General features: G+C 65.0%; 18 protein-coding genes. 9 read left to right on the forward strand and 9 right to left on the reverse strand.

The annotated features are described in order from the left end of the window. The first annotated feature begins 105 nt into the window (after nt 1-105). Nucleotides 106-1755, forward strand: coding sequence for a 2-isopropylmalate synthase (gene leuA, locus BUC24_RS12265; RefSeq protein WP_073216270.1), 1650 nt, complete (start codon nt 106-108; stop codon nt 1753-1755). Here leuA and BUC24_RS12270 read toward each other — a convergent pair whose 3' ends face one another. From BUC24_RS12270 to egtD, 4 genes are all read right to left on the reverse strand, one after another. Continuing rightward, nucleotides 1756-2226 carry a hypothetical protein gene (locus BUC24_RS12270; RefSeq protein WP_073220014.1) on the reverse strand — a complete coding sequence of 157 codons (471 nt, stop codon included), beginning with the start codon at nt 2224-2226 and terminating at the stop codon, nt 1756-1758. A gap of 506 nt (nt 2227-2732) precedes the next feature. Then, entirely contained in the window at nt 2733-3665 is a 933-nt protein-coding gene (locus BUC24_RS12275) for a YihY/virulence factor BrkB family protein (protein ID WP_073216272.1), read from the reverse strand. Then, the gene (gene egtB, locus BUC24_RS12280; protein ID WP_073216274.1) at nt 3662-4870 is read right to left on the reverse strand and encodes an ergothioneine biosynthesis protein EgtB; all 1209 of its coding nucleotides are present in this window, start codon (nt 4868-4870) and stop codon (nt 3662-3664) included. The genes BUC24_RS12275 and egtB overlap by 4 nt, the downstream gene beginning before the upstream one ends. After that, nucleotides 4848-5813, reverse strand: coding sequence for an L-histidine N(alpha)-methyltransferase (gene egtD / locus BUC24_RS12285; RefSeq protein ID WP_073220018.1), 966 nt, complete (start codon nt 5811-5813; stop codon nt 4848-4850). Before egtD ends, egtB begins: the two co-directional genes overlap by 23 nt. A 124-nt stretch (nt 5814-5937) precedes the next feature. Here egtD and BUC24_RS12290 point away from each other — a divergent pair, with 124 nt between their 5' ends. The 6 genes from BUC24_RS12290 to BUC24_RS12315 all read left to right on the forward strand — a co-directional run bounded on the left by BUC24_RS12290 (nt 5938) and on the right by BUC24_RS12315 (nt 10377). After that, nucleotides 5938-6816: a putative selenate ABC transporter substrate-binding protein gene (locus BUC24_RS12290; RefSeq protein ID WP_073216276.1), complete on the forward strand. Its 879-nt coding sequence runs from the start codon at nt 5938-5940 to the stop codon at nt 6814-6816. 4 nt (nt 6817-6820) lie between these two features. Beyond that, entirely contained in the window at nt 6821-7636 is an 816-nt protein-coding gene (locus BUC24_RS12295; RefSeq protein ID WP_073216285.1) for a phosphonate ABC transporter ATP-binding protein, read from the forward strand. Between the two features lie 2 nt (nt 7637-7638). Then, nucleotides 7639-8460: a PhnE/PtxC family ABC transporter permease gene (locus tag BUC24_RS12300; protein WP_073216288.1), complete on the forward strand. Its 822-nt coding sequence runs from the start codon at nt 7639-7641 to the stop codon at nt 8458-8460. Further along, a complete protein-coding gene (gene phnE, locus BUC24_RS12305) occupies nt 8457-9248 on the forward strand; it encodes a phosphonate ABC transporter, permease protein PhnE (RefSeq protein ID WP_073216292.1) in 792 nt (263 codons plus the stop codon). The genes BUC24_RS12300 and phnE overlap by 4 nt, the downstream gene beginning before the upstream one ends. Before the next feature lie 9 nt (nt 9249-9257). Further along, nucleotides 9258-9914, forward strand: coding sequence for an ABC transporter ATP-binding protein (locus tag BUC24_RS12310; protein WP_073216295.1), 657 nt, complete (start codon nt 9258-9260; stop codon nt 9912-9914). 175 nt (nt 9915-10089) lie between these two features. Beyond that, nucleotides 10090-10377 carry a hypothetical protein gene (locus BUC24_RS12315; RefSeq protein WP_073216298.1) on the forward strand — a complete coding sequence of 96 codons (288 nt, stop codon included), beginning with the start codon at nt 10090-10092 and terminating at the stop codon, nt 10375-10377. A gap of 126 nt (nt 10378-10503) precedes the next feature. Here the strand turns inward: BUC24_RS12315 and BUC24_RS12320 are convergent, their stop codons facing one another. The 5 genes from BUC24_RS12320 to BUC24_RS12340 form a co-directional block, all read right to left on the reverse strand. Further along, nucleotides 10504-11088, reverse strand: coding sequence for a hypothetical protein (locus BUC24_RS12320; RefSeq protein ID WP_178372536.1), 585 nt, complete (start codon nt 11086-11088; stop codon nt 10504-10506). Between the two features lie 66 nt (nt 11089-11154). Next, nucleotides 11155-16278 carry an AAA family ATPase gene (locus tag BUC24_RS12325; RefSeq protein WP_073216306.1) on the reverse strand — a complete coding sequence of 1708 codons (5124 nt, stop codon included), beginning with the start codon at nt 16276-16278 and terminating at the stop codon, nt 11155-11157. Between the two features lie 129 nt (nt 16279-16407). Beyond that, the gene (locus BUC24_RS12330; RefSeq protein WP_073220024.1) at nt 16408-17865 is read right to left on the reverse strand and encodes a Ppx/GppA phosphatase family protein; all 1458 of its coding nucleotides are present in this window, start codon (nt 17863-17865) and stop codon (nt 16408-16410) included. A gap of 87 nt (nt 17866-17952) precedes the next feature. Next, nucleotides 17953-19119 (reverse strand): sensor domain-containing diguanylate cyclase, encoded by a 1167-nt coding sequence (locus BUC24_RS12335; protein WP_073216307.1) that lies wholly within the window; start codon nt 19117-19119, stop codon nt 17953-17955. A gap of 12 nt (nt 19120-19131) precedes the next feature. Continuing rightward, nucleotides 19132-19410, reverse strand: a complete 279-nt coding sequence (locus BUC24_RS12340; RefSeq protein ID WP_073216310.1) for a hypothetical protein — start codon at nt 19408-19410, stop codon at nt 19132-19134. A gap of 96 nt (nt 19411-19506) precedes the next feature. Here BUC24_RS12340 and BUC24_RS12345 point away from each other — a divergent pair, with 96 nt between their 5' ends. Both BUC24_RS12345 and BUC24_RS12350 read left to right on the forward strand, forming a co-directional pair. Then, entirely contained in the window at nt 19507-20262 is a 756-nt protein-coding gene (locus BUC24_RS12345; RefSeq protein WP_073216313.1) for a spermine/spermidine synthase domain-containing protein, read from the forward strand. Nucleotides 20263-20402: 140 nt separating this feature from the next. Continuing rightward, a complete protein-coding gene (locus BUC24_RS12350; protein ID WP_073216316.1) occupies nt 20403-23288 on the forward strand; it encodes a bifunctional diguanylate cyclase/phosphodiesterase in 2886 nt (961 codons plus the stop codon). Nucleotides 23289-23338: the final 50 nt, after the last annotated feature.

Here is a 23338-nt window from a genome sequence, read left to right on the forward strand (position 1 = left end):
CGGTTGCCTGGCCTAGCGTTCCGTGGCCGCCATGCAGCCTGTCGCCACCGCCCCGGCCCGATGCCATCCCCGGCAAAGCCCCCCCAGCAGACAACAGGAGTTCCCATGCAGCCCAGCCACCCCAAATACCGCCCTTTTCCTGCCATTGACTTGCCCCAGCGCAGCTGGCCCACGCGCACCATTGACGCTGCTCCCATCTGGATGAGCACGGACCTGCGCGACGGCAACCAGGCCTTGATTGAGCCCATGAGCCCGGAAAAGAAATTGCGCTTCTTCGAGCAGCTGGTGCAAATTGGCTTCAAGGAAATCGAGGTGGGCTTTCCATCGGCCTCGCAGACCGACATTGATTTTGTGCGCCAGCTGATCGAGCAAGACCGCATCCCCGCCGACGTCACCATCATCGTCCTCACCCAGGCCAGGGAAGAATTGATCCGGCGCACCGTAGAAGCGGCCGCCGGCGCCAAAAACGCCATCATCCACCTGTACAACTCGGTGGCCCCCGTGTTCCGCCGCGTCGTGTTCAACATGGATGAAGCCCAGATCATTGACATTGCCGTCACTGGCACGCGCCTGGTCAAGCACCTGGTGGCCGACCACCCGCAGACCAATTGGGGCTTTGAATACAGCCCGGAATCGTTTTCCACCACCGAGCTGCCGTTCGCCCTGGCCATTTCGGACGCCGTCAGCGCCGCCTGGGGCCCCACCCCGGCGCGCAAGATGATCCTCAATTTGCCCTCGACGGTCGAATCAAGCACGCCCAATGTCTACGCCGACCAGATCGAGTGGATGAGCCGCCATCTGGCCCGGCGCGACGCCATCGTGCTCTCGGTCCATCCGCACAATGACCGTGGCTGCGCCGTGGCCGCCGCCGAACTGGCGGTGCTGGCTGGCGCCGAGCGGATTGAAGGCTGCCTGTTCGGCAATGGCGAGCGCACCGGCAATGTCGACCTGGTCACCCTGGCCCTGAATCTGTACACCCAGGGCATCGATCCGCAGCTCGATTTTTCCGACATCGATGCCGTGCGCCAGCTGGCCGAAGAATGCAATCAGTTGCCGGTGCATCCGCGCCACCCGTATGCGGGCGACCTGGTATTCACCGCCTTCTCCGGCTCGCACCAGGACGCCATCAAAAAAGGCTTTGCCAAACAGCAGCCTGGCGCGCTGTGGGAAGTGCCCTACCTGCCCATTGACCCGGCCGACCTGGGCCGCAGCTACGATGCCGTCATCCGCGTCAACAGCCAGTCCGGCAAGGGCGGCATGGCCTATCTGCTGGAACAGGAATATGGCCTGGCCTTGCCGCGCCGCCTGCAAATCGAATTTGCCCGCGCGGTGCAGGCCGAAACCGATGCCAGCGGGCGCGAAATCGACGCTGCCGGCATCTATGCCATCTTCGCCCGCACTTATCTGGAGCGTACGACGCCCTGGGCTTACATCAGTCACCAGCTGAGCGAAGACAGCAGCCGCGCCGTGCCAGTCCAGATCAGCGTCTCGCTCGACCAGCACGGCGCTGCCCAGCAACGTACCGGCAGCGGCAATGGTCCGATTGACGCCTTCGTGGACGCCCTCGGCCTGGAGATCAAATTAATGGATTACCACGAACACGCGATCGGTGCGGGCGCCGATGCGCGCGCTGCCTGCTATGTGGAAGTGCGGGTGGCGGGCGGGCCCACCGTGTTTGGCTGCGGCATCGACCCGAACATCGTGACCGCCTCGTTCAAGGCCGTGCTGTCGGCCCTGAACCGCGCGCTGGGGTGATCAGTGCAGGCCCGGCCGCGCCGGGCCCTGCATGGCTTGCTCCACGTCGTTCACCAGATCGGCCAAATTGCGCGGACAAGGCAAGTCGACATACGCCGAGGCCAGCTCCAGCGGATCAATCATGTTGGCACCATGCAGGCGGAACTTGCCCACCACGCAGCGCCCGAACAGCGCCGAACCGGGCGTCTCATTGACAAACCAGTGGCCGCTGTAGCGCTGGGCAAAATACTCGCCGATAAAATACATCATGCGCGCCAGCAACCAGCTGCGGTCCTCGGCATCGGCAATGGCCATATCGCGCAAGGCCCGCTCGACGTAAGGCAGATATTGCACGGCCTGGGTCAGCACCTCGCGCGGCGGCTCGATCCCCAGCACATCAATGAAGTCGACCAGCACCGGGGCCAGTTCGGCATGGAACAGATCGAAGCGGGTCTGACGTTCGACCGGAGTCGCGGCTTGCTGAAGTGGCATGATGGGAACGGGATCGAAAAAGAGCTGAGCCAAGCTTAACTGAAGCGGCCGCGCAGAGCGATCTTTCTCGCGCCCGGTGACGCTAACACCCAACACAGAAGCCAAAACGACAACGGCGCAGACGAAAAAAAAGCTCGCCTAGGCGAGCTCTATTCCAATGTAAAACCAATGCTTTAATCGCTGCCAGGACCCATGCTATCTGCGTGGTATCCGGCGTCTCAGGCGCCCATGCTATCTGCGTGGTGCCCTGACGTGTAACTCGACCAACGTATCCGGAAAAACAAACCCCGTTCGTCTGCGTCATCTGCAACAACAACCTTACACGGGTTGCCGCGCGGCGCAGCGGGCGGGATGTGGCGTTCACCACAAGACGAACTATACCACGAATTTTGTGCGACGCAACAATTATTTACATCGTCCTCGCGAAGGCGGGGACCCATAGCGCGTTACCGAAGTCGTTCAGCATGCTATAGGTCCCCGCCTTCGCGAGGACGAGGTTGCTTTACTCAAGGTTTCGCTGGCATCGTCCTCAACCCCTGCGCCCCACCCTGTTCCCGCCGCCCCACCCGCTCATACTCCGCAATCACCTGCGCCCCAAACAGCAGCAAAATCGCCCCAATCTCCAGGCTGAACATCACCACAATGGCCGTGGTCATCGAGCCATACACCACATTCACCTGCGACAGCGTAGAAAAATACCAGACCAGCACATGACGCGCCACCTCCCACAGCAGCGCCGCCGTCACCCCGCCAATCAAGGCATGCGAGAACGACAAGCGCCCCACCGGCATCACCAGATAAATCGAGCTGAGCACCAGAATTTCCCCGGTCAGCCCCAGCAGGTACAGCAACACCCCCGACACCCCGCCCAGCGACCACTCATAGCCAAGAAACAGCACACTCTCCTCGCCCATCACCTGCAGCGTGCCGGCCACCAGCGTCACAATCAAAATCCCCAGCCCCAGCCCCACGATATAACAGTAAGGCAGAATGGCCGAAATAAAGAACTTGCGCCGCCGAATCGCCACCCGGTGATAAAAAATCACCGACATCGCATTTTCCAGCGCCGTGAAGGCCAGCGAACTAAAAAACAGCATCACCACAAACAGCACCCAGGTCACCAGGCTGCGGTCATTGAGAAAATGCGCCAGCTCGGCCACCACCGCGCGCGACTGCGACGGCACCAGCCACTCCAGATAGCGCGCCAGCGTGGCCAGCAGCACGGCCTGGTCAATGAAATGCGACAGCGCCACCACCACCAGCATCAGGAAGGGCACGATCGACAGCAGCGCGTAATACGCCACCGCGCCGGCCAGCAGCAAACCCTGGTTGGCGCGAAAGCCCTTGAGCGTCTGCCACACAAAGCCCAGCGGATTATGCAGAATGTGGGCATTGGCGCGCCGGTTCAGAATGCGCACCCGTCCCAGGCGAAAGCTCATCGGGCCAGCCTCAGTCCCGTGAACTGCCAGCGCGCGCCGGCCGGGAAGAAATTACGGTAACTGGCGCGCGCGTGGCCAGGCGGCGTCACGCATGACGCGCCGCGCAGCACATATTGGTTGAGCATGAATTTTCCATTGTATTCACCGAGCGCACCGGGTGCGCTGGCATAACCCGGATACGGGCTGTAACTGCTGCTGGTCCACTGCCAGCAAGCGCCAAACAATTGATCGAGCCCGGGCCCGGCCACCGCGGGATGCAGCGCCCCGTGCGCGATCGACGCACCCTGCGCCGCCAGTTCCCACTCCGCTTCGGTGGGCAGGCGCGCGCCCATCCAGTGCGCGCAGGCGGCCGCTTCGTACAGCGACAAGTGGGTGACCGGCCGCGCCAGATCGAGCTGCTGCTCGCCGTGCAGTGTGAATTCGTACCACTGTCCATCGGCGTCGCGCCGCCAGTACAGGGGATGGGCCAGGCGCTGCGTGCCCACCACATCCCAGCCTTCGGCCAGCCACAAGGCCGGGTCGCGGTAGCCGCCTGCCTCGATGAAGGCCAGGTATTCGCCATTGGTGACCAGGCGCGCGGCCAGTTCGAACGGCGCCACATACACCGGGTGACGGGGCAGTTCATTGTCGAAGCAAAAACCGTCGCCCGCGTGACCCATCTGGCGCAAGCCGCCGTCAAAGGCGTGCCAGGTGAGCGCTGGCGCGGCGCTGGCCGGCGCCAAGGGCGTAGGCCAGTAGGCGGGCAGCAGCGCGCTTTGCGCCAGCAGATGCTTGACGTCGGTGAGCAGCAATTCCTGGTGCTGCTGCTCGTGCTGCAAACCCAGGCCAATCAGCGCGTCCAGATCGCCCCGCACTTCCAGCAGGCGCAGCACGCGCGTGTCGACATTGGCGCGGTACGCACGCACCTCGGCCATGCTGGGGCGCGTGAGCAAGCCGCGCTGGGCGCGCGGATGGCGCTCCCCAATACCGTTGTAATACGAATTGAACAGCACCCGAAAGGCCGGATTGAACGGGGCGAAATCCGCTTCGTGCGGCTCGAGCACAAAGGTTTCGAAGAACCAGGTGGTGTGCGCCAGATGCCATTTCACGGGACTGGCGTCCGGCATCGACTGGGCCCCGCAATCTTCGTCCGACAGCGGCTCGGCCAGCTGCAGGGAGCGGCGCCGCACGGCGCCGTACTGCTCAGCGAGCGAGGGGGCGCGCATAAATCAGGGCAAACCATTGATCGGGATCGGTCCAGGCGTGCACCGTGCCAAAGCCCGCCTGCTCGAGCAGACCCAGTGCCTGCGGCAGCCGGTACTTGTAGCTGTTTTCGGTGTGGATCGCTTCGCGCTTGGCAAACTGGCGCGCGCCACCGGGCCAGCGCACGGTCAGCGCTTCGCGCGCTTCCAGGTGCATTTCCACGCGCTGCTCCTGCGCATTGTAGTAACCCAGATGGCGCCACTGGGGCACGGCAAAGTCGCTGCCCAGCAGGCGGTTCACATGGCGCAGCAAATTCAGGTTGAAGGCGGCGGTCACGCCCAGCGCGTCATCGTAGGCCGCGTCCAGCAAGGCAGTGTCCTTGACCAGGTCAATCCCGATCAGCAGCCCGCCTGCCTCGTCGCTGGCGGCGCGCACGCGCTGCAGGAAGGCCAGCGCTTCGTCCGGCGTGAAGTTGCCGATCGACGAACCGGGATAAAAGAACACGCGCCGCTCGGGCCGCACCACAGCGGGCAGCACCAGCTGCTGCGAAAAATCCAGACCCAGGCCGGTCATTTCAATGTGTGGAAAGCGCTGCTGCAGGCGCCCTATTGCTTCATGCAAAAAGTCGTACGAAATGTCCACCGCCACGTACTGGGCCGGATGCAGCAGCGGGAACAGGGCCGCCGCCTTGGCGCAGTTGCCCGCGCCCAGATCAATCAGGGTCGCGCCCGGGCCAATGGCGCGCGCTATCTCGGCCCCGTAGCGCGCCACGATGGCCGCTTCGGTGCGGGTCGGATAGTACTCGGGCAGCTCGCAAATGGCTTCAAACAGCTTCGAGCCGAGCGCGTCATACAGGAACTTGGGCGATACATGGGCGTGGGTGGCCAGCAAACCTTGCTGGAGTTCGGCGCCAACGGCAGGCGAAGCGAGGGGATGGGGCACATCGGCAGGGCGCGTGATCGGCATGGTCTCGTATAGAATCTCGGCAAGGCGCTTCAAAGGTTTTTGTTATCATAGCTGATTCTGTTTTTTTCAACGGGCACGCTTGCAATGTCGTGCCCGCCCCTCCGCCACTTTCACAAGGGATTCCATGAAATCTTTCTCCATCGCGCGCACCGTGCAATCGCTCCTGCTGGCAGCTGGCCTGGTGGCCGCCTCCGGCGCCGCCCTGGCCCAGGCTGTGCCTGGCGTGCTGCGCGTCTCGGCCATCCCGGACGAAAACCCGACCGAACTGCAGCGCAAATTCAAGCCGCTCGGTGAATACCTGGCCAAGGCCACCGGCCTGAAAGTCGAATTCACGCCCGTCACCGATTACGCCGCCTCGGTCGAAGGCCTGGTCACCAACAAGCTTGACATGGTCTGGTTCGGCGGCTTCACCTTCGTGCAAGCGAACGCCCGCAGCAAAGGCCAGGTCGTGCCGCTGGTGCAGCGCGACATCGATGAAAAATTCCGCTCCGTGTTCATCACCACCGACAAGGGCATCAACAAGCTCGAAGACCTCAAGGGCAAAACCCTGTCCTTCGGTTCCGAGTCGTCCACCTCGGGCCACCTGATGCCGCGCTCCTACCTGCTCGCTGCCAAGATCAATCCGGACACCGACCTCAAACGCATTGCCTTCTCGGGCGCGCATGACGCCACGGTCGCTGCGGTTGCAGGCGGCAAGGTCGACGCCGGCGCCCTCAATATCTCGGTGTGGGAAAAACTGGTGGACGCCAAGAAGGTCGATCCAGCCGTCGTGCGCGTCTTCTACACCACGCCTGGCTACTACGATTACAACTGGACCGTGCGCAGCGACATGGCGCCGGCCCTGAAAAAGAAAATCACCGACGCCTTCCTCGCGCTTGACGCCAGCAACCCCGAGCACAAGGAGATCCTGGCCCTGCAAAAGGCCGGCAAATTCCTGCCGACCAAGCCAGAGAACTACAAGTCGATTGAAGCGGCCGCGCACAACGCCGGTCTGCTCAAGTAAGACCATGGCCGCCTTGCAGCTCGAGCAGCTCAGCGTGCGCCACCTGGCCGGCAGCCGCGCCGAGGCCCTGCACGCGCTCGATCTGCAAGTGCAGGCTGGCGAACAGCTGGCCATCATTGGTCCTTCCGGGGCCGGCAAGACCACCTTGCTCAATACCCTCGCTTGCGCCCACCAGCCTGCCGGCGGACGTTACACCGTGCTCGGTCAGGACCCCTGGGCCTTGCCCGAAGCGGCGCGCCACCGCCTGCGTGCGCGCCTGTTCCTGGCGCCGCAAACGCCGCCGCTGCCACCGCGCCAGCGCGTGGTCAATGCGGTGCTGGCAGCGCGCCTGCCCCACTGGAGCTTGTGGCAGGCCCTGCGCTCGCTCGTCACCCCGCTCGACCCGGCGGCCGCCCACGCGGCGCTGACCCGCGTTGGCCTGGGCGACAAACTGTATGCCCGTGTCGACCGTCTGTCCGGCGGCGAACGCCAGCGCTGCGCCCTGGCCCGTCTGCTGCTGTCCTCGGCTGAACTGATTCTGGTGGACGAGCCGCTCTCCGCACTCGACCCGGCCCTGGCCCATGTCACCCTCACCACCTTGCAGCAGGAAGCAGCCGCGCGCGGCGCCACCCTGGTGTGCAGCTTGCACCAGGTCGACATGGCGCGCGCCCACTTTGCCCGCATTGTCGGCCTGCGCGACGGGCGCGTGGTGTTTGACGCGCCGCGCGAACAGGTCACCGACGCCATGATCGCCGCCCTGTACGAGAACGAAGCGTTCGACGCGCCGCCCGCCATGCCGCACGAAACGCCCGAACGCCTGGCCGTGGGCGCCTGTTTCTGAGCATGGCAAAGGCTTACCCGGATCCCGCCTGGCGCACCCGTGTCGGCAGCGCCGCGCTGCTGCTGGCCCTGCTTTGGCCAGCCATGGTGTTTTCCGAATTCAAACCCTGGCTGCTGCTGGACGCGCAAAGCTTGCGCGCCGCCGGCGCCTTCCTGGCCGGCTTTTTGCAGCCCGCCCACGATGCCGACTTTCTCGCCATGGTGCTGCGCGAAAGCTGGCAGACCGTGGCCATTGCCACCGCCGGCCTGACGCTGGCCCTGGTGGGCGCCATTCCCGCCACCCTGCTCATCACCGAAGGCTTGTCGATCTCGCGCCTGGGCACCGGCCGCATGCGCCTGCCGGCCGCGCTGCTGCGCCAGCTGGTGCGCTGGGTGCTGGTCCTGCTGCGCAGCGTGCCCGAACTGGTGTGGGCCCTGCTGCTGGTGCGCGTGGTGGGTCTGGGACCGACCGCCGGCGTGCTGGCCATTGCCCTCACCTATGCGGGCATGCTGGGCAAGGTGTATGCCGAAATCCTCGAGTCGTCCGAAGCCCATGCCACCGACGCGCTGCTGGCCAATGGCGCGGCGCGCTTGCCCGCTTTTTTGTATGGCGCCCTGCCCGCGTCCGCATCGGAACTGGTGTCCTACACCGTGTACCGCTGGGAATGCGCGATCCGCGGCTCGGCCGTGATGGGCTTTGTCGGCGCTGGCGGCCTCGGTCAGCGCATGGATGAATCGATGCGCATGATGGAAGGCGGCCAGGTCTCGACCATGCTGCTGGTGTTCGTGCTGCTGGTGGCGCTGGCCGACCTGGTCTCGCGCCTGTTACGGCGCCGCCTGGGATGAATAACCCGCTGCCACAGGCGCCCCGGCGCGCCCTCTCCACCTGGCTGCTCATCGCCGCCCTGCTGGCCCTCGTGGTGGCCAGCTTCGCCTCGCTGCCGCTCAAATGGGCCGCGTTTTTCACCAGCGAAGCGGCCAGCACCACGGCAGAATTTTTGTCCGGGTTCGCCCCGCCCGAGACCAGCAGCGGCTTTCTGCGCAAGACCGCGCTGGCCACGCTCGAAACCTTGTCCATGTCGGCCCTGGGCACCTTGCTGGCTGTCGTTGGCGGCATGCTGCTGGCACTGCCCGCAGCGGGCCGCTTTGGCGCTGCCGTGCGCGCGGCCAGCCGCGCCTTGCTCAACGTGCTGCGTTCGGTGCCGGAACTGGTGTGGGCTTCGATCCTGCTGGTTGCCGCCGGCCTCGGTCCCTTTGCCGGCACCCTGGCCCTGGCCGCGCACACCAGCGGCGTATTGGGCCGCCTGTTTGCCGACGCCCTGGAAAACGCCGACCCCTCGCAGGCGGCAGCGCTGCGCGTGAATGGCGCCTCCGCCTTGCAGGCGTTTTTGTACGCCACGCTGCCGCAAACGCTGCCGCAGATGCTGTCCTACACCCTGTACCGCTGGGAGAACAATATCCGCGCCGCGGCCGTGCTGGGCGTGGTTGGCGCCGGTGGTCTGGGCCAGATGCTCAAGTATCACCTGTCACTGTTCCAGATGCCCAGCGCCGCCACCGTGGTGCTGGCCATGCTGCTGCTGGTTGCCCTGGTTGATGCTGTCAGTTTCGCGCTGCGGCGCGCCCTCACCCGTTAGAAAGTCGGCATGCTCGAGTTACGCGATTTAAAAAAAACCTATGGCGGCCGCGCGGTGCTGCACGGCTTGTCACACCAGTTCCTGCCGGGCGAGTTTGTCGCCATCATGGGCGAGTCGGGCGTGGGCAAATCCACCCTGCTCAACCTGATTGCCGGTCTGGATGCGCCTGACAGCGGCGCCATCATCGTCGATGGCCAGCCCATGGGCGCACTCGACGACGATGCCGCCACGCTGCTGCGCCGCACTCGCATGGGCTTCATCTTTCAAGCCTTCCACGTGTTGCCGCATCTGACCCTGGTGCAGAACGTGGCACTGCCGCTGCTGCTCAATGGCCAGCCGCAGGCGCGCGCCTCGGCCATGCTGGCCGCCGTGGGTCTGGCCGGGCGCGATGGCGACTTCCCGCGCCAGTTGTCGGGCGGTGAAATGCAGCGCGTGGCCATTGCCCGCGCCCTGGTGCACCAGCCGGCCCTGGTGCTGGCCGATGAACCAACTGGCAACCTCGATCCCGAGACCGCCGACAGCGTGCTGGACCTGCTGCGGGCGGAGGTAAAGGCCAGTGGCGCCAGCGCAATCATGGTCACGCACTCGCACGCGGCAGCCGCGCGGGCCGACAAAACCCTGGTTTTAACCCGTTCCGGACTGGAATTAGTATCTTTCCCGCACTAATCAATTATTTTTGTTCAATTTTTCGTCAACTTTGCTGCGAATATATTCTTATCGTAGTATCATCAATCCAACCCGGGTGGCATAAAATTATCTCCAAATGTCACTAATGGGCCGAGAGTTGACCATAAGTCGATCAGTCCCCCCACTATGAAAGCAACCTTTGGAGGAGAGTACGATGAACGTACGACAGAAAAAATTGGAAATGATCGAAGCGATGAACCGTGCCCGTGCACTGGAACCATCGAGTTTCGTTCCGAACAAGCTGCTCGACACCTTGATCGAAAAAATGAATCTGAAAAACGACGCTGAACTGTGCCGCGTGCTGGAAGTGCAGCCGCCAATCATCAGCAAGATTCGCCACCGCAAGCTGGCTGTCGGCGCAACGATTTTGCTGCGCATGCATGAAAAATCGGACATGAGCATTCGTGATCTGAAGGAACTGTCCAACTCGTCGATGCACTGACGAGACGCAATGCTGCCCGGCGCCGGCAGCCGATCATGTGGTCCAGATCGGCGGCGCCCCGTTCCTTTCATGCAGCATGCCACGAAGCGGCGCACCCAGAACCCGTGCCACCGCCTCCCTCTTCCCTTACTCGTTCTTTGGTCGACCGGTCTTGAGCTGCGGCAAGCTCGCCAGGATCTGTTGTAGCGTCGCCATGTCCAGCTGACTGATCAAGGCCACGCCAATGCGCAGCAATTCGCTCTTGCGAATTTCAAAGCCTGCCTTCAGGCATGCCTTCTTTACCTGACCCAGCACCGCATATTCCTGTTCCGGCATGGTGAAACTGTCGCGTACCAGTTTCGGCTTGCGCACCTTTTCGCGCACGGCTTCCGGCGCTGCGCTCTCGGCCACGGGCGCGGCTGGCGCCGCCACCACTGGCTCGGCCTTGGGGCTGGCCTTGCTTGCTGGCTTGACTGCCGGCTTGACCGCGGGTTTGACCGCTGGCTTGGCCGCTGCTTTGACCGCTGGCTTGAGCACGGGCTTGGCTGCCGGCTTGGCTGCCGGGGCGGCTGCCGCCTTGCTTGCCGTTTTCACCGCAGGCTTGGCGGCAACTTTGCGCGCTGGCGCTGCGGCCTTTTTTGCCGCTGGCTTGGACGCGGCCGGTTTGCTGGCGGCTGTTTTCAGTGCAGGCACTTTGTGGCCATTGGTTTTAGCCGTCGGATTTTTTGCCATGTCGAACTCCGGAATAAATGAAGAAAACAATATATATCATTTATCCCGTATAGGAAAGTTCTCCCGTCAGGGGGCATTCACGGTCCCATGGGAAATATGACGCGCGGACGCCGGATCCGCCACGCAAGCCAGCGCCAGGGTGAACTGCAAGGCATTGGCCTGCACCGTAATGTGCCCGCCCATGCCCTTGACCAGCGCTTGCGCGATGGCCAGACCCAGGCCGCTGCCGCCCTGTGCCCGCGCCTGTGCTTGCGCGGCCTGGCTGTACGGCGCAAACAGGGCTTCGGTATGGGCGGCCGAGAAGGGGCCGCTGCTCACGCAAAAGCGCAGCCGTGCCACGCCGCCTTCCTGGGCCTCCATGGCCAGCGCCAGTCCCACATGGCCGGTGCCGGTCTGCAGCAGCGCATTGTCGAGCAAATTGAACCACACCTGGCCAATGCGCAGCGGGTCGCCCGTCACGCTGCGCGGCAGGGCCGGATCGAGCTCGAGCCGGCACTGCAGCTGGTGGCCAGCCGCCCTGGCCGCAGCCGCCGCATGCACCTGGGCCGCCAGCTCGGCCGGCGAAAACACCAGCGACTCGAACTGCAGCGTGCCGGCCTCGATCTGGCTGTGATCCAGCACATCGTTCATCATCTGCAGCAGCGACTGCGCGCCCTGGCCGATCTTGGCCAGCGCGTCATGCTGGTCCTGCCCGCTGCGCTCGGCCAGGGCTGCCAGGGCGGCAATGGCGCCGACCGGGGTGCGCATGTCTTCGTTCATGGCGCACAGATACGCGGCCTTGCGCGCGCTGGCCGCCTCCATTGCCCGGTAGGTAGCGTTTTCGCGCCCCAGCAGTTCCAGTACATTGGCATTACCCAGCGAGATGGCGCCTTGCGCCGCCAACAGTTCAAGCATCAGCACCCGCGCCGCGGTAAAGACCCCTGGGGCCAGATTATTATCCAGGTACAGCGCGCCAACCAGCACCCCGCGCCGCAGCAGTGGCACGCACAGCACCGAGCGCAGACGCGCGGCGCGAATCATCGGATCGTCACGAAACTGCGCGCTCTCCTGGGCATCGTCGACCAGCACCGTCTCACGCGTGCGCAGCACAAAATGCAGCAGCTGCAGGGGCAAGGGCGCCGCTTCCAGGCTTAGCTGGGCCGCCGCCACCCGCACCGTGCCTGCTTCCAGCTCGGCCTGGGCCACGCAGCCATAGCCGTCCGCGCGCGGCAAAATCAGGAGCGCGCGCGCGGCCCCGGTCAGCTCGATCGCACTGCGCAGCAGCTGCGCGCCCAGCGCCCCGCTTTCCAGGGTGCCTGACAGGGCTTGCGAGGCACGCAGCGCGGCCATCAGATCGAGCACGGGCCCGCCCGCCACCGCCTGCGCGCCCGGCGACGGCACCCGCACCAGGCCCGGATACTGGCCTTCCAGCTCGCGCATCTTGGCGTAGGCACCCCAGCGCCCGTACGCGGTCAGTGCATCGCGCGCGTACGTGACGGCGATCTTGTCGAAGCCGCGCTGGCGATAGAAGGCGGCGGCCAGTTCCGCTGCCAGTGCCTCGTGCTGGACAAAGCCGCTGGCGCGCGCCGACGCCAGCGCGCCGTCGTAGGCCCGCATCGCTTCCATGTCGCGCCCCTGGATGCGCGCCATTTCGGCGGCCACCAGCAAGTAGCGGTTATCGAAATTGGCCGGACAGTGGGCTGCCCATGCGCGCAGCCGGTCCTGTTTGTCCTGCAGCGCCGCCATGAAGCGCACCTGGCGCTCGCGCGGCGCATCCGGATACAGCGCCGCCATGGTCAGCGCATGATAAAAATGGTGGGTTGCTTCATTCACCGAGGCGAGGAAGAAGTACTGGTCTGCGCTGGCCGCGTCGGCCGCCTGCAAGGCTTCGTCAAAGCGCCCGAAGGTAAACGCGGCAATCTGGCGCATCAGGTGAAAGCGCGGGCGCGCCGCGCCGTAGTTGGCACGGTCCATCAGCGCCAGCGCCTCGGCGGCGCAAAAGTGCTCGTCGTCGAATTCGCCCGGCACCCCGGTCGCGCCCTGCAGGCACAAGGTCAGCTGCTCGTAGCAGCGCAGCAGCTGCATCAGTACTTCATTGTTTTGCTGGCGTGCGAAATCCTGGTACTTGCGCGCGCGCTGCTGCACTTCGCCCAGGGCGGCGCCAGCTTCAAAGCTGTTCCACACTGCCACGTGGGCGGCGTAGCCAGCATGCGGCAAGTCACCCGCCTCCTGGCAGCTGATGTGGGCTTGTTCAAGCAGCGCCACGGTCGCTTCGATCGGCTGGCGCCAGCAATGCACGTAGGCCGCGTGCACGAAAGCGAGCCGCCCGCGCCGGCGTGCCCCGGCGCCATCGCGCTCGGCCAGGCGCAGCGCCAGTTCGGAAAACGCAAACGCATCGGGAATGGCACCAAGCGACACCAGCAGGATCGCATAGCGCGAATACGTCATGCAGCTGGTGGCGGTACTGCCAAAGCGCAGTGTGAAGTTCAGCGCCTTGACCGCCAGCAGCGAGTACAGCTCGGGTCTGGCCGAAAACACCGACGAGCCCATGTCCGACAGCAGTTCGCTGACAATCGCTAGTTCCGGATCGGCGCTTGGCGCCTCGTGCTCCAGGTCGGCGATGGCGCGTCCCGCCATGTGCTTTTGGACGGCGCTTTGCTCGGCCGCCAGTGACTCGGCAATGGCGCTGCTGCCGTCCGGGAAATGGATGCCAAACAGCGCCAGCGCTTCGACTGCCACGGCCGCGGCCAGGTCAAACCGGCCCCACACCTGGTACAGGGCCACGCGCATCAAGGCCACCCGCGCCAGGGCCAGGCGCGAACTGGCATGCACGCTCAATTCGCCAAACAGCCGATCAGCGCGCTCCAGGTTGCCGCACAAGTATTCGCATTCGGCCAGTTCGCTGAACAAGGCGAAGGTGGCGGCGCCATCGTCCTGCCAGCTTGTGGCCGGCGTCAGGTTCACTGCCTGCTCGTAGTAATGGCGCGCCGCGTCAAAGGCAATCGCGCGCCGCGAACGGGCGCCGGCCAGGGCATTGAGCGCCACCAGCCGTGCCAGTTCGGCGCCGTCGGTAATGACCTCGCGCGCGCGGTTCAAGTGGCCCACCACGGCATACACGTCTTCGCCCAGATCGGCGCTGTCGCGCGTGCCCAGCAACAGACGCCCGATGTGCAGATGGCGCTCTGGCAGGCTGGCGCGCGCCATCAGCGAATACGCCGCCTCCTGTACCCGGTCGTGCACAAAGCAGTAGGCACCGGCGCCACGCGCCACCAGGCCCAGACGCGCGGCTGGCCACAAGCCTTCATCGGTCTCGAGCGCCGTCATGCCGGCAGCCTGGGCGATCATCTCGAGCGGCGCATCCTGGCCCAGGCAAGCCAGCAGCTTGACCAGCTCCAGCGTCCCGTAAGGCAGCTGCTGCAGGCGCGCGATCATCAGGTCGACCACGTTGTCGGAAAACTCGCGCGCGCGAATGGCCTGCGCATCCCACTCCCACTGGCCGCTGGCATGCTCGAAATGCAGCAAGCCGCTTTCCACCAGGCGCGCCAGAAATTGCAGCGTGAAGAAGGGATTGCCGCCTGTTTTGGCAAACACCAGCGAGGCCAGCGGCGTGCAATCACTGCCAAGGGCCGCAGCCACCAGTTCGCCGGAATCGGTCTTGGACAGCGGCGGCAGCTCGATCCGGCGCACGCTCGCGCCCTGGCGCCGCAGGCGCTCGTGCAGCAGCGCCAGCGGATGGGCGGCGCCCACATCGCTTTCACGGAAGGCGCCCACCACCAGCATGTGGCGCACATCCGGATGGCTCACCAGATGGGTCAGCAGCTTCAGGCTGGCCGGGTCGATCCATTGCAAGTCGTCCAGGCACAGCAGCAGCATCGAATCGGCACCGGTAAACGCGCCCAGAAACTGGCGGAACACCGCCTGCAGGCGCCCTTCCGCTTCCACCGCGGCCACCGGCGGGGGCGCCGGCTGCGGCCCCAGCACGAATTTGAGTTCCGGGATCATTTCCAGCATCAGGCCGGCATTGCCGCCCAGCGCCTGCTGCAGCACACGGCGCCAGTTCACCAGCGCCGCTTCGCTCTGCCCCAGCAGCTGGCGCACCAGCTTCTGGAACGCCTGCGCCAGCGTGGCGTACGGCACCCCGCGCTGGTGCTGCTCGAAGCGGGCCGCCACCACGATCGCGCCGGCGACTGCTTCGCTTTGCTGCAAAGCGGCCAGCAAGGCCGATTTGCCAGTGCCGGCGTTGCCCGACACCATGACCAGTTCCGGCGTGCCACCGGCGCCCACGTGCAGCGCCGCCTCTTCCAGCACGCCCAGCTGGGCTGCGCGCCCGATCAGGCGCGCCGGTGTTTGCAAGCGCGCCGCGCCATCGTTGCAGCCCAGCGGGAAGGCATCGGCGCGCCCGTGGGCCTGGACCATGTCGGCGCAATGGAGCAGGTCGGCGTGCAGGCCCAGCGCGCTTTGATAGCGCTCGCTCGGACACTTGGCCAGCAGCTTCTGTACGATCGCGGCGCAGGCCGGATCGACCCCGGGCAGCACTTGGTCGGGCGGCGTGGGCAGACGCGCCACATGGCAGGCCAGACTGTGGCCCGGCCCCGCTTCAAAGGGCAGCACGCCACACAGCAAGCGATACAAAATCACCCCCAGCGCATACAGGTCGCTGCGGTAATCGACCGGCCGGTCCATGCGGCCGCCCTGCTCGGGCGACATGTAATCGGGATGGGGCGCGGCCAGCGCCGCCAGGGCCGCCGCTGGCATGGCCAGCGGCCCGGCCAGGCCAAAGCCGCACAGGCGCACGCTGCCAGCCGCGTCAATCAGCACATGCTCGGGCCGCAAGTCGTGGTGCACCAGCTGGCGCCGGTGCATCTGGACCAGCGCTGCGGCCATTGCGCTGGCCAGCCGCACAAACGGCGCCGTGGGCAGCGCCTGCGCCGGCAGCGGGGTCAGCGGCGTGACGCCATCGTCGGCCAGCACCAGCGCCAGCGTGGCGCTCGAGCGCACCAGCTCCAGGGGCAAGGCCGCCCAGGCGGCATCGAGCTCGCCACGCAGGGCATATTCATTTTCGATGCGCAGGCAGGCTTCGGCGCTACCGTCGCGCGCGACCAGCACCAGCACAGGGGCGCCGTCGGCGTCGCGCAGCGCGCGCAGCAGAACGAATTGTGGGTCGTCGCGCAATAGCTGCGCGACCGTGTAACCGGGCAGGGCCTGAATCAAGGTCTCCCCTTGTGATTTTTTGAACGCGATGCACTGGTATCAGGCATCTCAAGTATGCCACTGGCAACCGCGCGAGTGTGAAAATCAGGCCTGCAAATTGGTAACTAGTTGTTAGCGGAAATATTACCCTTAGGCAAAAGTGCGCACGCTGAAATCGACGTCGACCTCATCCCAGCACTCCTGCTCTTTCTCGAGCCAGAACGCCAGCGTGGGATGCACGGCCAGCGTTTCACGCCGGATTTCGAGCTCGATCCGGTTCTTCATGCGCAGCTTCAGTTCGCCAGGCACCGCTTGCATGCGCGCATGCATCAGCAGCACCGCCATGCGCAGCGCCAGCACCGCCTTGCCAAAATCGGCGTCCGGCAAGGCCTCGGCCACTTTGCGCAAATTGCCTTTCTGGGCCAGCAGCAGGCGCGCCATCAGCTTTTGCTCGCGCGCCGTGAAGCCTGGCAGGTCGGCATGTTCGACCATGTAAGCAGCATGCTTGTGGTAACCCGTCTGCGACACCACCATGCCGATTTCGTGCAGTTGCGCGCACCATGGCAACAAACGGGTGAAGGTGTCGCCAGCTGGCTTGAGCTGCACGTACAGCGCGGCCGCCTGCTGCGCCACCGCGGCCGCGCGCGCGCCATCGACATGGAATTTGCGCGCCATCTCGGCCACCGCCAGTTCGCGCCGGTCGCGCTGCATCGAGCGCAGGTACAGGTCCCACATCACGCCCATGCGCAAACCTGCTTCGACCGCGACAATATGCTCGATGCCCAGTTCGCGCACCAGCGCAATCAGGATCGCCAGGCCGCCAATGATGGTGCCGGCCCGGTCCGGCCGCAAACCGGGCATGTCGATCTTGCTGACCTGGCCGAAAGCAATGAACCGCTGGCGCAGCGCGTCGAGCCCGGCACCGCTCAGGCGCCCGTCCCCCAGGCCATTTTTGGCAATGATTTCGCCAATCGCCCTGACCGTGCCCGACGAGCCATAGGCCACGCTCCAGTTACCGGCCTGGTAAGGCGGCGCCGCATCCTCGAAATGGCTGCGCGCCGACAGAATGGCTGCCTCGTACGAGGCGGCATCAATGCGCCCGCCAATAAAGAAGGACAGGCTTTGCTTGACGGTGCCGATGGAAAACGATTCCACCCGCTCGATATCGGGCCCGCGTCCCAGAATCAGCTCGGTCGAGCCGCCGCCAATGTCGATCACCAGGCGCCGCTCCAGCGGCGCTGCCAGGCCATTCGACACACCCATGTAGATCAAGCGCCCTTCTTCTTCGCCTGAAATAATTTCGATCGGGTAGCCGATGGCCGCTTCCGCCGCCGGCAGGAAAGCGGCGCTATTGCCCGCCACGCGCAGGGTCGAGGTGGCCACTACCCGCGCCGCATCGAGCTTGTAGCCGCGCAGCACCTGGGCAAAGCGGGCCAGGCAAGCCAGTGCCCCGGCCATGGCGGCCTCGGTCAGATTGCCTTGCGCATCAAGGCCGGCTGCAAGCCGGATCGGCTCGCGCATACTTTTGAGCACGCGGATGGTATCGCCGTCGTGCTTGCCTACATGCAGGCGAAAACTGTTGGAACCCAGGTCAACTGCGGCAAACATCGAAGCCTCTTTGGTTGGCGTGTGCATCAAAACGGCTCCCTGGCAGTGAAAAAAATTCTGCCAGAATAACTGCGCCAGATGACACTGTCATGACAGGGGCACCGCGGCCGCGCTGGCCTGCACCACCTGGTTGCGTCCGCCCTGCTTGGCCGCCTGCAAGGCGGCGTCGGCGCGCTGGAACAGGCTGACCGAACTGTCTTCGGCGCGAATCGTCGTGACCCCGAAACTGGCAGTCAGGCTGACCATGGCGCGCTCGGTCTTGATGGCGGCAGCGGCAATGGCGGCGCGCATGCGCTCGGCCACCAGCATGGCCTCGGCCTCGCCCGTGCGTGGCAACAGCAGGGCGAACTCCACCCCCACCATGCGCCCCAGCTGGTCCGAGTCGCGCAACTGCTTCTGGCACACCTCAACCACCTGGCGCAGCACGGCGTCGCCGGCCGGATGGCCATAACTGTCGTTGACGCGCTTGAACTGATCGAGGTCGATCAGGACCAGCGCGGTGGGCTGGCCGGGCCGGCGCGCCAGCGCCAGCCAGGGTGCCAGCTTGTCGAAAAAACCGCGCCGGTTGGGCACGTCGGTCAGGGGATCGACCAGGGCCAGGCGCGCCAGTTCCGCCTGCACCTGCTCGCGTGAGAGCAGCAAATAGCCAAAGCCGCCCAGCAGCATCAACAAGTAGAATGCGCCCGACGAGAACGCCTGCAGCATGCCGTTCGAGAGCCAGCCCCACCCTTCCGGCATGAGCAGCACCAGCGCGCCGCGTGCCGCCACCAGCAGCGCCAGCAAAGCGCTGGCCAGCACCAGGAAGCGGCGCAGCATGCTGCCGCCGCGCCAGCCGGTGGCCAGCGCCGCCGTGCAGGCCAGGTAGCAGGCGCCCAGGATCAAGGCCCCGGCCACCACCCGCAAGCCCATTTCATCAATTGCATAGCAAGCCAGATAGGTGCCGATGGCCAGTGTCAGCAGCGCGTACGTGGGACGGCGCCAGCGTACATAGCCGGCCGCTTCCCACAAGGCGCCCGCTTCCAGCGCCACCCCGGCAAACAAGGCTGCGTAGCCAGCCGGAATCGACACCGGGTCCGGCAGCACGCCATTGCCGCGAAAATACAGCAGCAGCCAGCCGGCTGCCTGGCACTGGCGCGCAATGGTAAAGGTCGACAGCGCAGCTGACTTGCGCTGCTCGTAGTCAAAAAAGAACAGGGCTGCGCACAGGGCCAGATTGCCCAGCGCCAGGGCCAGCACCATGGTGGTGATATCCATGCGCGCGCCGGATCAGATTTCGTGTTCGACGTTGGCGCTGCCGTCGCCGACCTTGCTGGCCCAGGCCTGGCGGAAGAAGTCGCGCTCGACATCATTGGGCGCGTCGTTCCAGAATACGATCAGGGTGCCCTTGTGGTCGTGCAACTGGGTGAATTTTTCGATGAAGCCCGTTCCCATGCCAGCCGCATCGGCCAGCGCAACCACATAACCATACACGCGCGTGAGCCGCTCAATGCGGTCCGGTTCGGTCAGGCTGTTGGTGGCAGTAAGGGTGGGGTGATCTAGAAACATGGCTCCTCCGTGGCGGTCGGGATCAGCTTATCAGAAACGGTCGCTCTGCAACAAGCGCATGCGGACAGGCATGCTGCCGGTTTATACTGGGCACCGATGACCGCGCCATCCCTTCCGCCCCCGCCACCGCCGCTGGTGACCACCCGCGGCCAGCTGCGCACGCTCGAATTCATCGCTGGCGACGTGCAAAGCGCGATGCTGCTGTCCGCCCCCACCCGCCTGGTGCTGGCCTATTGCCGCGCCATCATGTGCTTTGCCCTGTTCGTGCCGCATCCGCGCCACATCATCATGGTCGGCCTGGGCGGCGGCTCGCTGCTCAAATTCTGCTACCGCCATTTTCCGGCCACCCGCATCACGGTGCTCGAATCGCGCGCCGACGTGATTGCCCTGCGCAGCCAGTTCGCCATTCCGCCCGACGACGCGCGCCTGCAGATCGTGCATGCCGACGCCGCTGTCTGGCTGGCCGGCCAGCACGCCGTGGCCGACGTGCTGATGGTCGACGGCTTCGACCGCAGCGGCTTGCCGCCCACCCTGGGTAGCGCCCGCTTCTACGGCCATTGCCGGCGCGCCCTGTGCGATGGCGGCGTGCTGGTGGCCAATATCTTCAGCTACGATCCGGCCTATCCGCGCATGCTGGCCCGCCTCGATCTGATGTTTGACCGGCACTTGTGCTGGTTCGACGGGGTGGCCGGCAACAACCGCATTCTGTTCGCCCTCAAGGCCGGTCCCCGGGCCGCCCCGTCACGCGCACTGCGCCTGCAACAGCGGCTGGCCAAACGGCAGGGCCTGGGCAGCAAATGGCTCAATCGTCTGTTCGTGCGCAGCCTGATTATCTGGCTGTCAACAAAGTGAAATCGTTCCGAAAGACAACACAAAAGCACAGAATAATGTTGCTTGTTCGCAATGTATTTGCTGATTCGCTTGGAACTATGACACACTGACGACGCCCCCAATGATGGCGCCCAGCGCCCGCCCCATCTCAGGAATTTGCCATGCCCGCTCGTCCCTTGCCGCTGCCCTTGACCATCGCGGCGGGCCTCACCCTCGCGGGCGGGCTAGCCATCTCGCTCTTGTTGTTCGTGGCGGTGAGCCGGCTTGAGATTGCTAATCTGACACTCGCTTTCCAGCAGCGCGCCAGTCTGCGCGCCACGGCCATCGGCCACGGCCTCGATGACGCGGTCGAAGTGCTGGCGGTGACCAATCAACTGTTTGCCACGGTGCAGCCAGTCACGCGTCAGCAGTTCCATGACTTTACCGCCCCGCTGCTGGCGCGCCATCGTTTCATCCAGGCCTTCAATTACCACCGTATTTTGGGCGCCGATGAACGCGCCGCCGCCGAAGCCGAACTGTCCCGCGTGGTGCCGGGCACCAGAATCACCGAAATGGCACCTGGCGGACGGCGCGTGGCGCCGCCACGCGAGCGCTACAGCATCGTTGACTATCTGGAACCCATGCAGGGCAACGCCGCCGCCTTCGGCTTGAATGTGGGCGGCAACCAGACCATCTCGCAGGCCATTGATCGGGCCGTGCAAAGCGGCCAGCCCGCCTCCACCGGCCTGCTGACCCTGGCCCAGGACCCCAAGCACAACGGCGGCTTCGAACTGATCATGCCGGTGTACCGCTTTGGCGCCCCGCTGGGCAGCGCCAGCGAACGCGCCAGCGCGCTGGTGGGCGACACTGCCACCATCATGCGCGCCGGGGTACTGGTCGAGCAGATACTTCAGAACGGCAATCTGAAAAACGATCACGTGGTGCGCCTGTGGGTATTCGAAGGCGCCCAGGCCGAGCCGTCCAAGCTGGTCTATTCCAGCGCCAACGCCGACCCGGGCGCCGCCCTGACCGACGACAGTACGGGCGTCGAGCGCTGGCTGGGCCCGGCCGGTGGCGAACGCTACGCCGCCACGCTGGACGTGGCTGGCCGGCCCTGGCTGGTGGTGGCGCGCGCAGCGCCCCAGCCTTTCCTGCCCGCCCACCTCAGCTCCCTGTCGGCGCTGCTGGGCGGCATCTTGTTTACCGTCCTGATCACCGCCTTTGTACAAACCCTGGTGCAGCGCTCGCGGCGCGTGCAAAAACTGGTCAACGAGCGCACGGCCGACCTCAAGCTGTCCAATGAAATGCTGCAGGAAGACGTGCTGGCGCGCCGGCGCACCGAACGCGCCCTGCAGGAAAGCGAACAGCGCTTCCGCCAGCTGGTGTCGATGTCGTCCGACTGGTACTGGGAGCAGGATGCCGATCTGCGCTTTGTCAACATCACCGGCGGCATTGCCGAAAAAGGCGGCATTGCATCGGAGCGCCTGATCGGGCGCACGCGCTGGGAAACCGTGGAAGGCATGGCCGACAGCGACTGGGGCCAGGCCCACATGGCCGTGCTGCAGGCACGCGAACCGTTTGCCAACTTTGAATACGCCACCCGCGTGGAAAACGGCGAAATGCGCTGGTTCTGCATCAATGGCGAACCGCTGTTCGACCAGGACGGCGTGTTCTGCGGCTACCGCGGCACCGGCACCGACATTACCTCGCGCAAGGTCACCGAGCAGCGCATCCATCACATTGCCCAGCACGATGTGCTGACCGGCCTGCCCAACCGCAGCCTGCTGCAGGACCGCCTGGGCCAGGCCGTGGCCTATGCCGCGCGCAGTGGCCATTCCGTGTGGGTCATGCTGCTCGACCTGGACCGCTTTAAATACGTCAATGACAGCATGGGCCACAAAGCAGGCGACGTGCTGCTCATGACCATTGCTGCGCGTCTGCGCGCCAGCCTGCGCGATACCGACACCGTGGCCCGCCTGTCGGGCGACGAATTCGTGATCCTGCTCACCGAGCACGACGACGAACAACTCTCACCCGAGATCGTGCAGCGCCTGATGGGCGCCGTGGCCCGCCCCGTCATGCTGGGCACCAAGGAATTCTTCGTCACCTGCAGCATTGGCGTGGCAGTCTGCCCGACCGACGGCGCGGTGGCCGATGGCTTGATCGAGCATGCCGACATTGCCATGTACCGGGCCAAGAAACTGGGCCGCAACAACTTCCAGTTCTACACCCCGGCCATGAACGAGGAAGCGCTCGAGCGCGTGCGCATCGAAACGGCCCTGCGCAGCGCGCTGGAACGCAATGAATTCGTGCTCCACTATCAGCCCCAGGTCGACCTGGCCACCGGCCTGGTGGTGGGCATGGAAGCGCTGCTGCGCTGGCAGCACCCGGAACTGGGCATGGTCCCGCCCGACCGCTTTGTCTCGGTGGCCGAGGAAACCGGCTTGATCGTGGCCATTGGCGCCTGGGTCATGCGCACGGCCTGCGCCGACAACAAGCGCTGGCAAGACCTTGGCCTGGGCATGCTGCGGGTGGCAGTCAACTTGTCTGCGCGCCAGTTTGCCTCGCCCAATCTGGCGGCCGACATCGGTGCCGTGCTCGACGCGACCGGCCTGGCCGCCGACTATCTGGAAATCGAACTGACCGAAAGCCTGTTCATGAGCGACGTGACCGAATCGGTGGAAACGCTGCATGGCATGAAGGCGCTGGGCGTGAGCTTGTCGATTGACGACTTCGGTACCGGCTACTCCAGCCTGTCCTACCTGTCGCGCTTCCCGATCGATGTGCTCAAGATCGACCGCTCCTTTGTATCAGGCATCAACGAGGCTGACGGCCAGGCCCCGATCGTCGCCTCCATCATCGCGCTGGCGCATAACCTGCAACTGACCGTGATTGCCGAAGGCGTGGAAACGCTGGACCAGATTGCCTACCTGCGCCGCCACGGCTGCGACCAGATGCAGGGCTATTATTTCAGCCGTCCGCTGGCAGCCGATGCCTTTGAACAGCTGCTGCGCCAAAAAAGAACCCTGGCCTTGAGCCAGAACGCGAACGAAACCGTGTCCGTCTGAAAATATTTCAATTTTTTCGTGGCTTTTTGATCATCTTTGTCGGGAAATGG

Source organism: Massilia sp. CF038 (genome assembly GCF_900129765.1).
GTDB lineage: Bacteria > Pseudomonadota > Gammaproteobacteria > Burkholderiales > Burkholderiaceae_D > Telluria_A.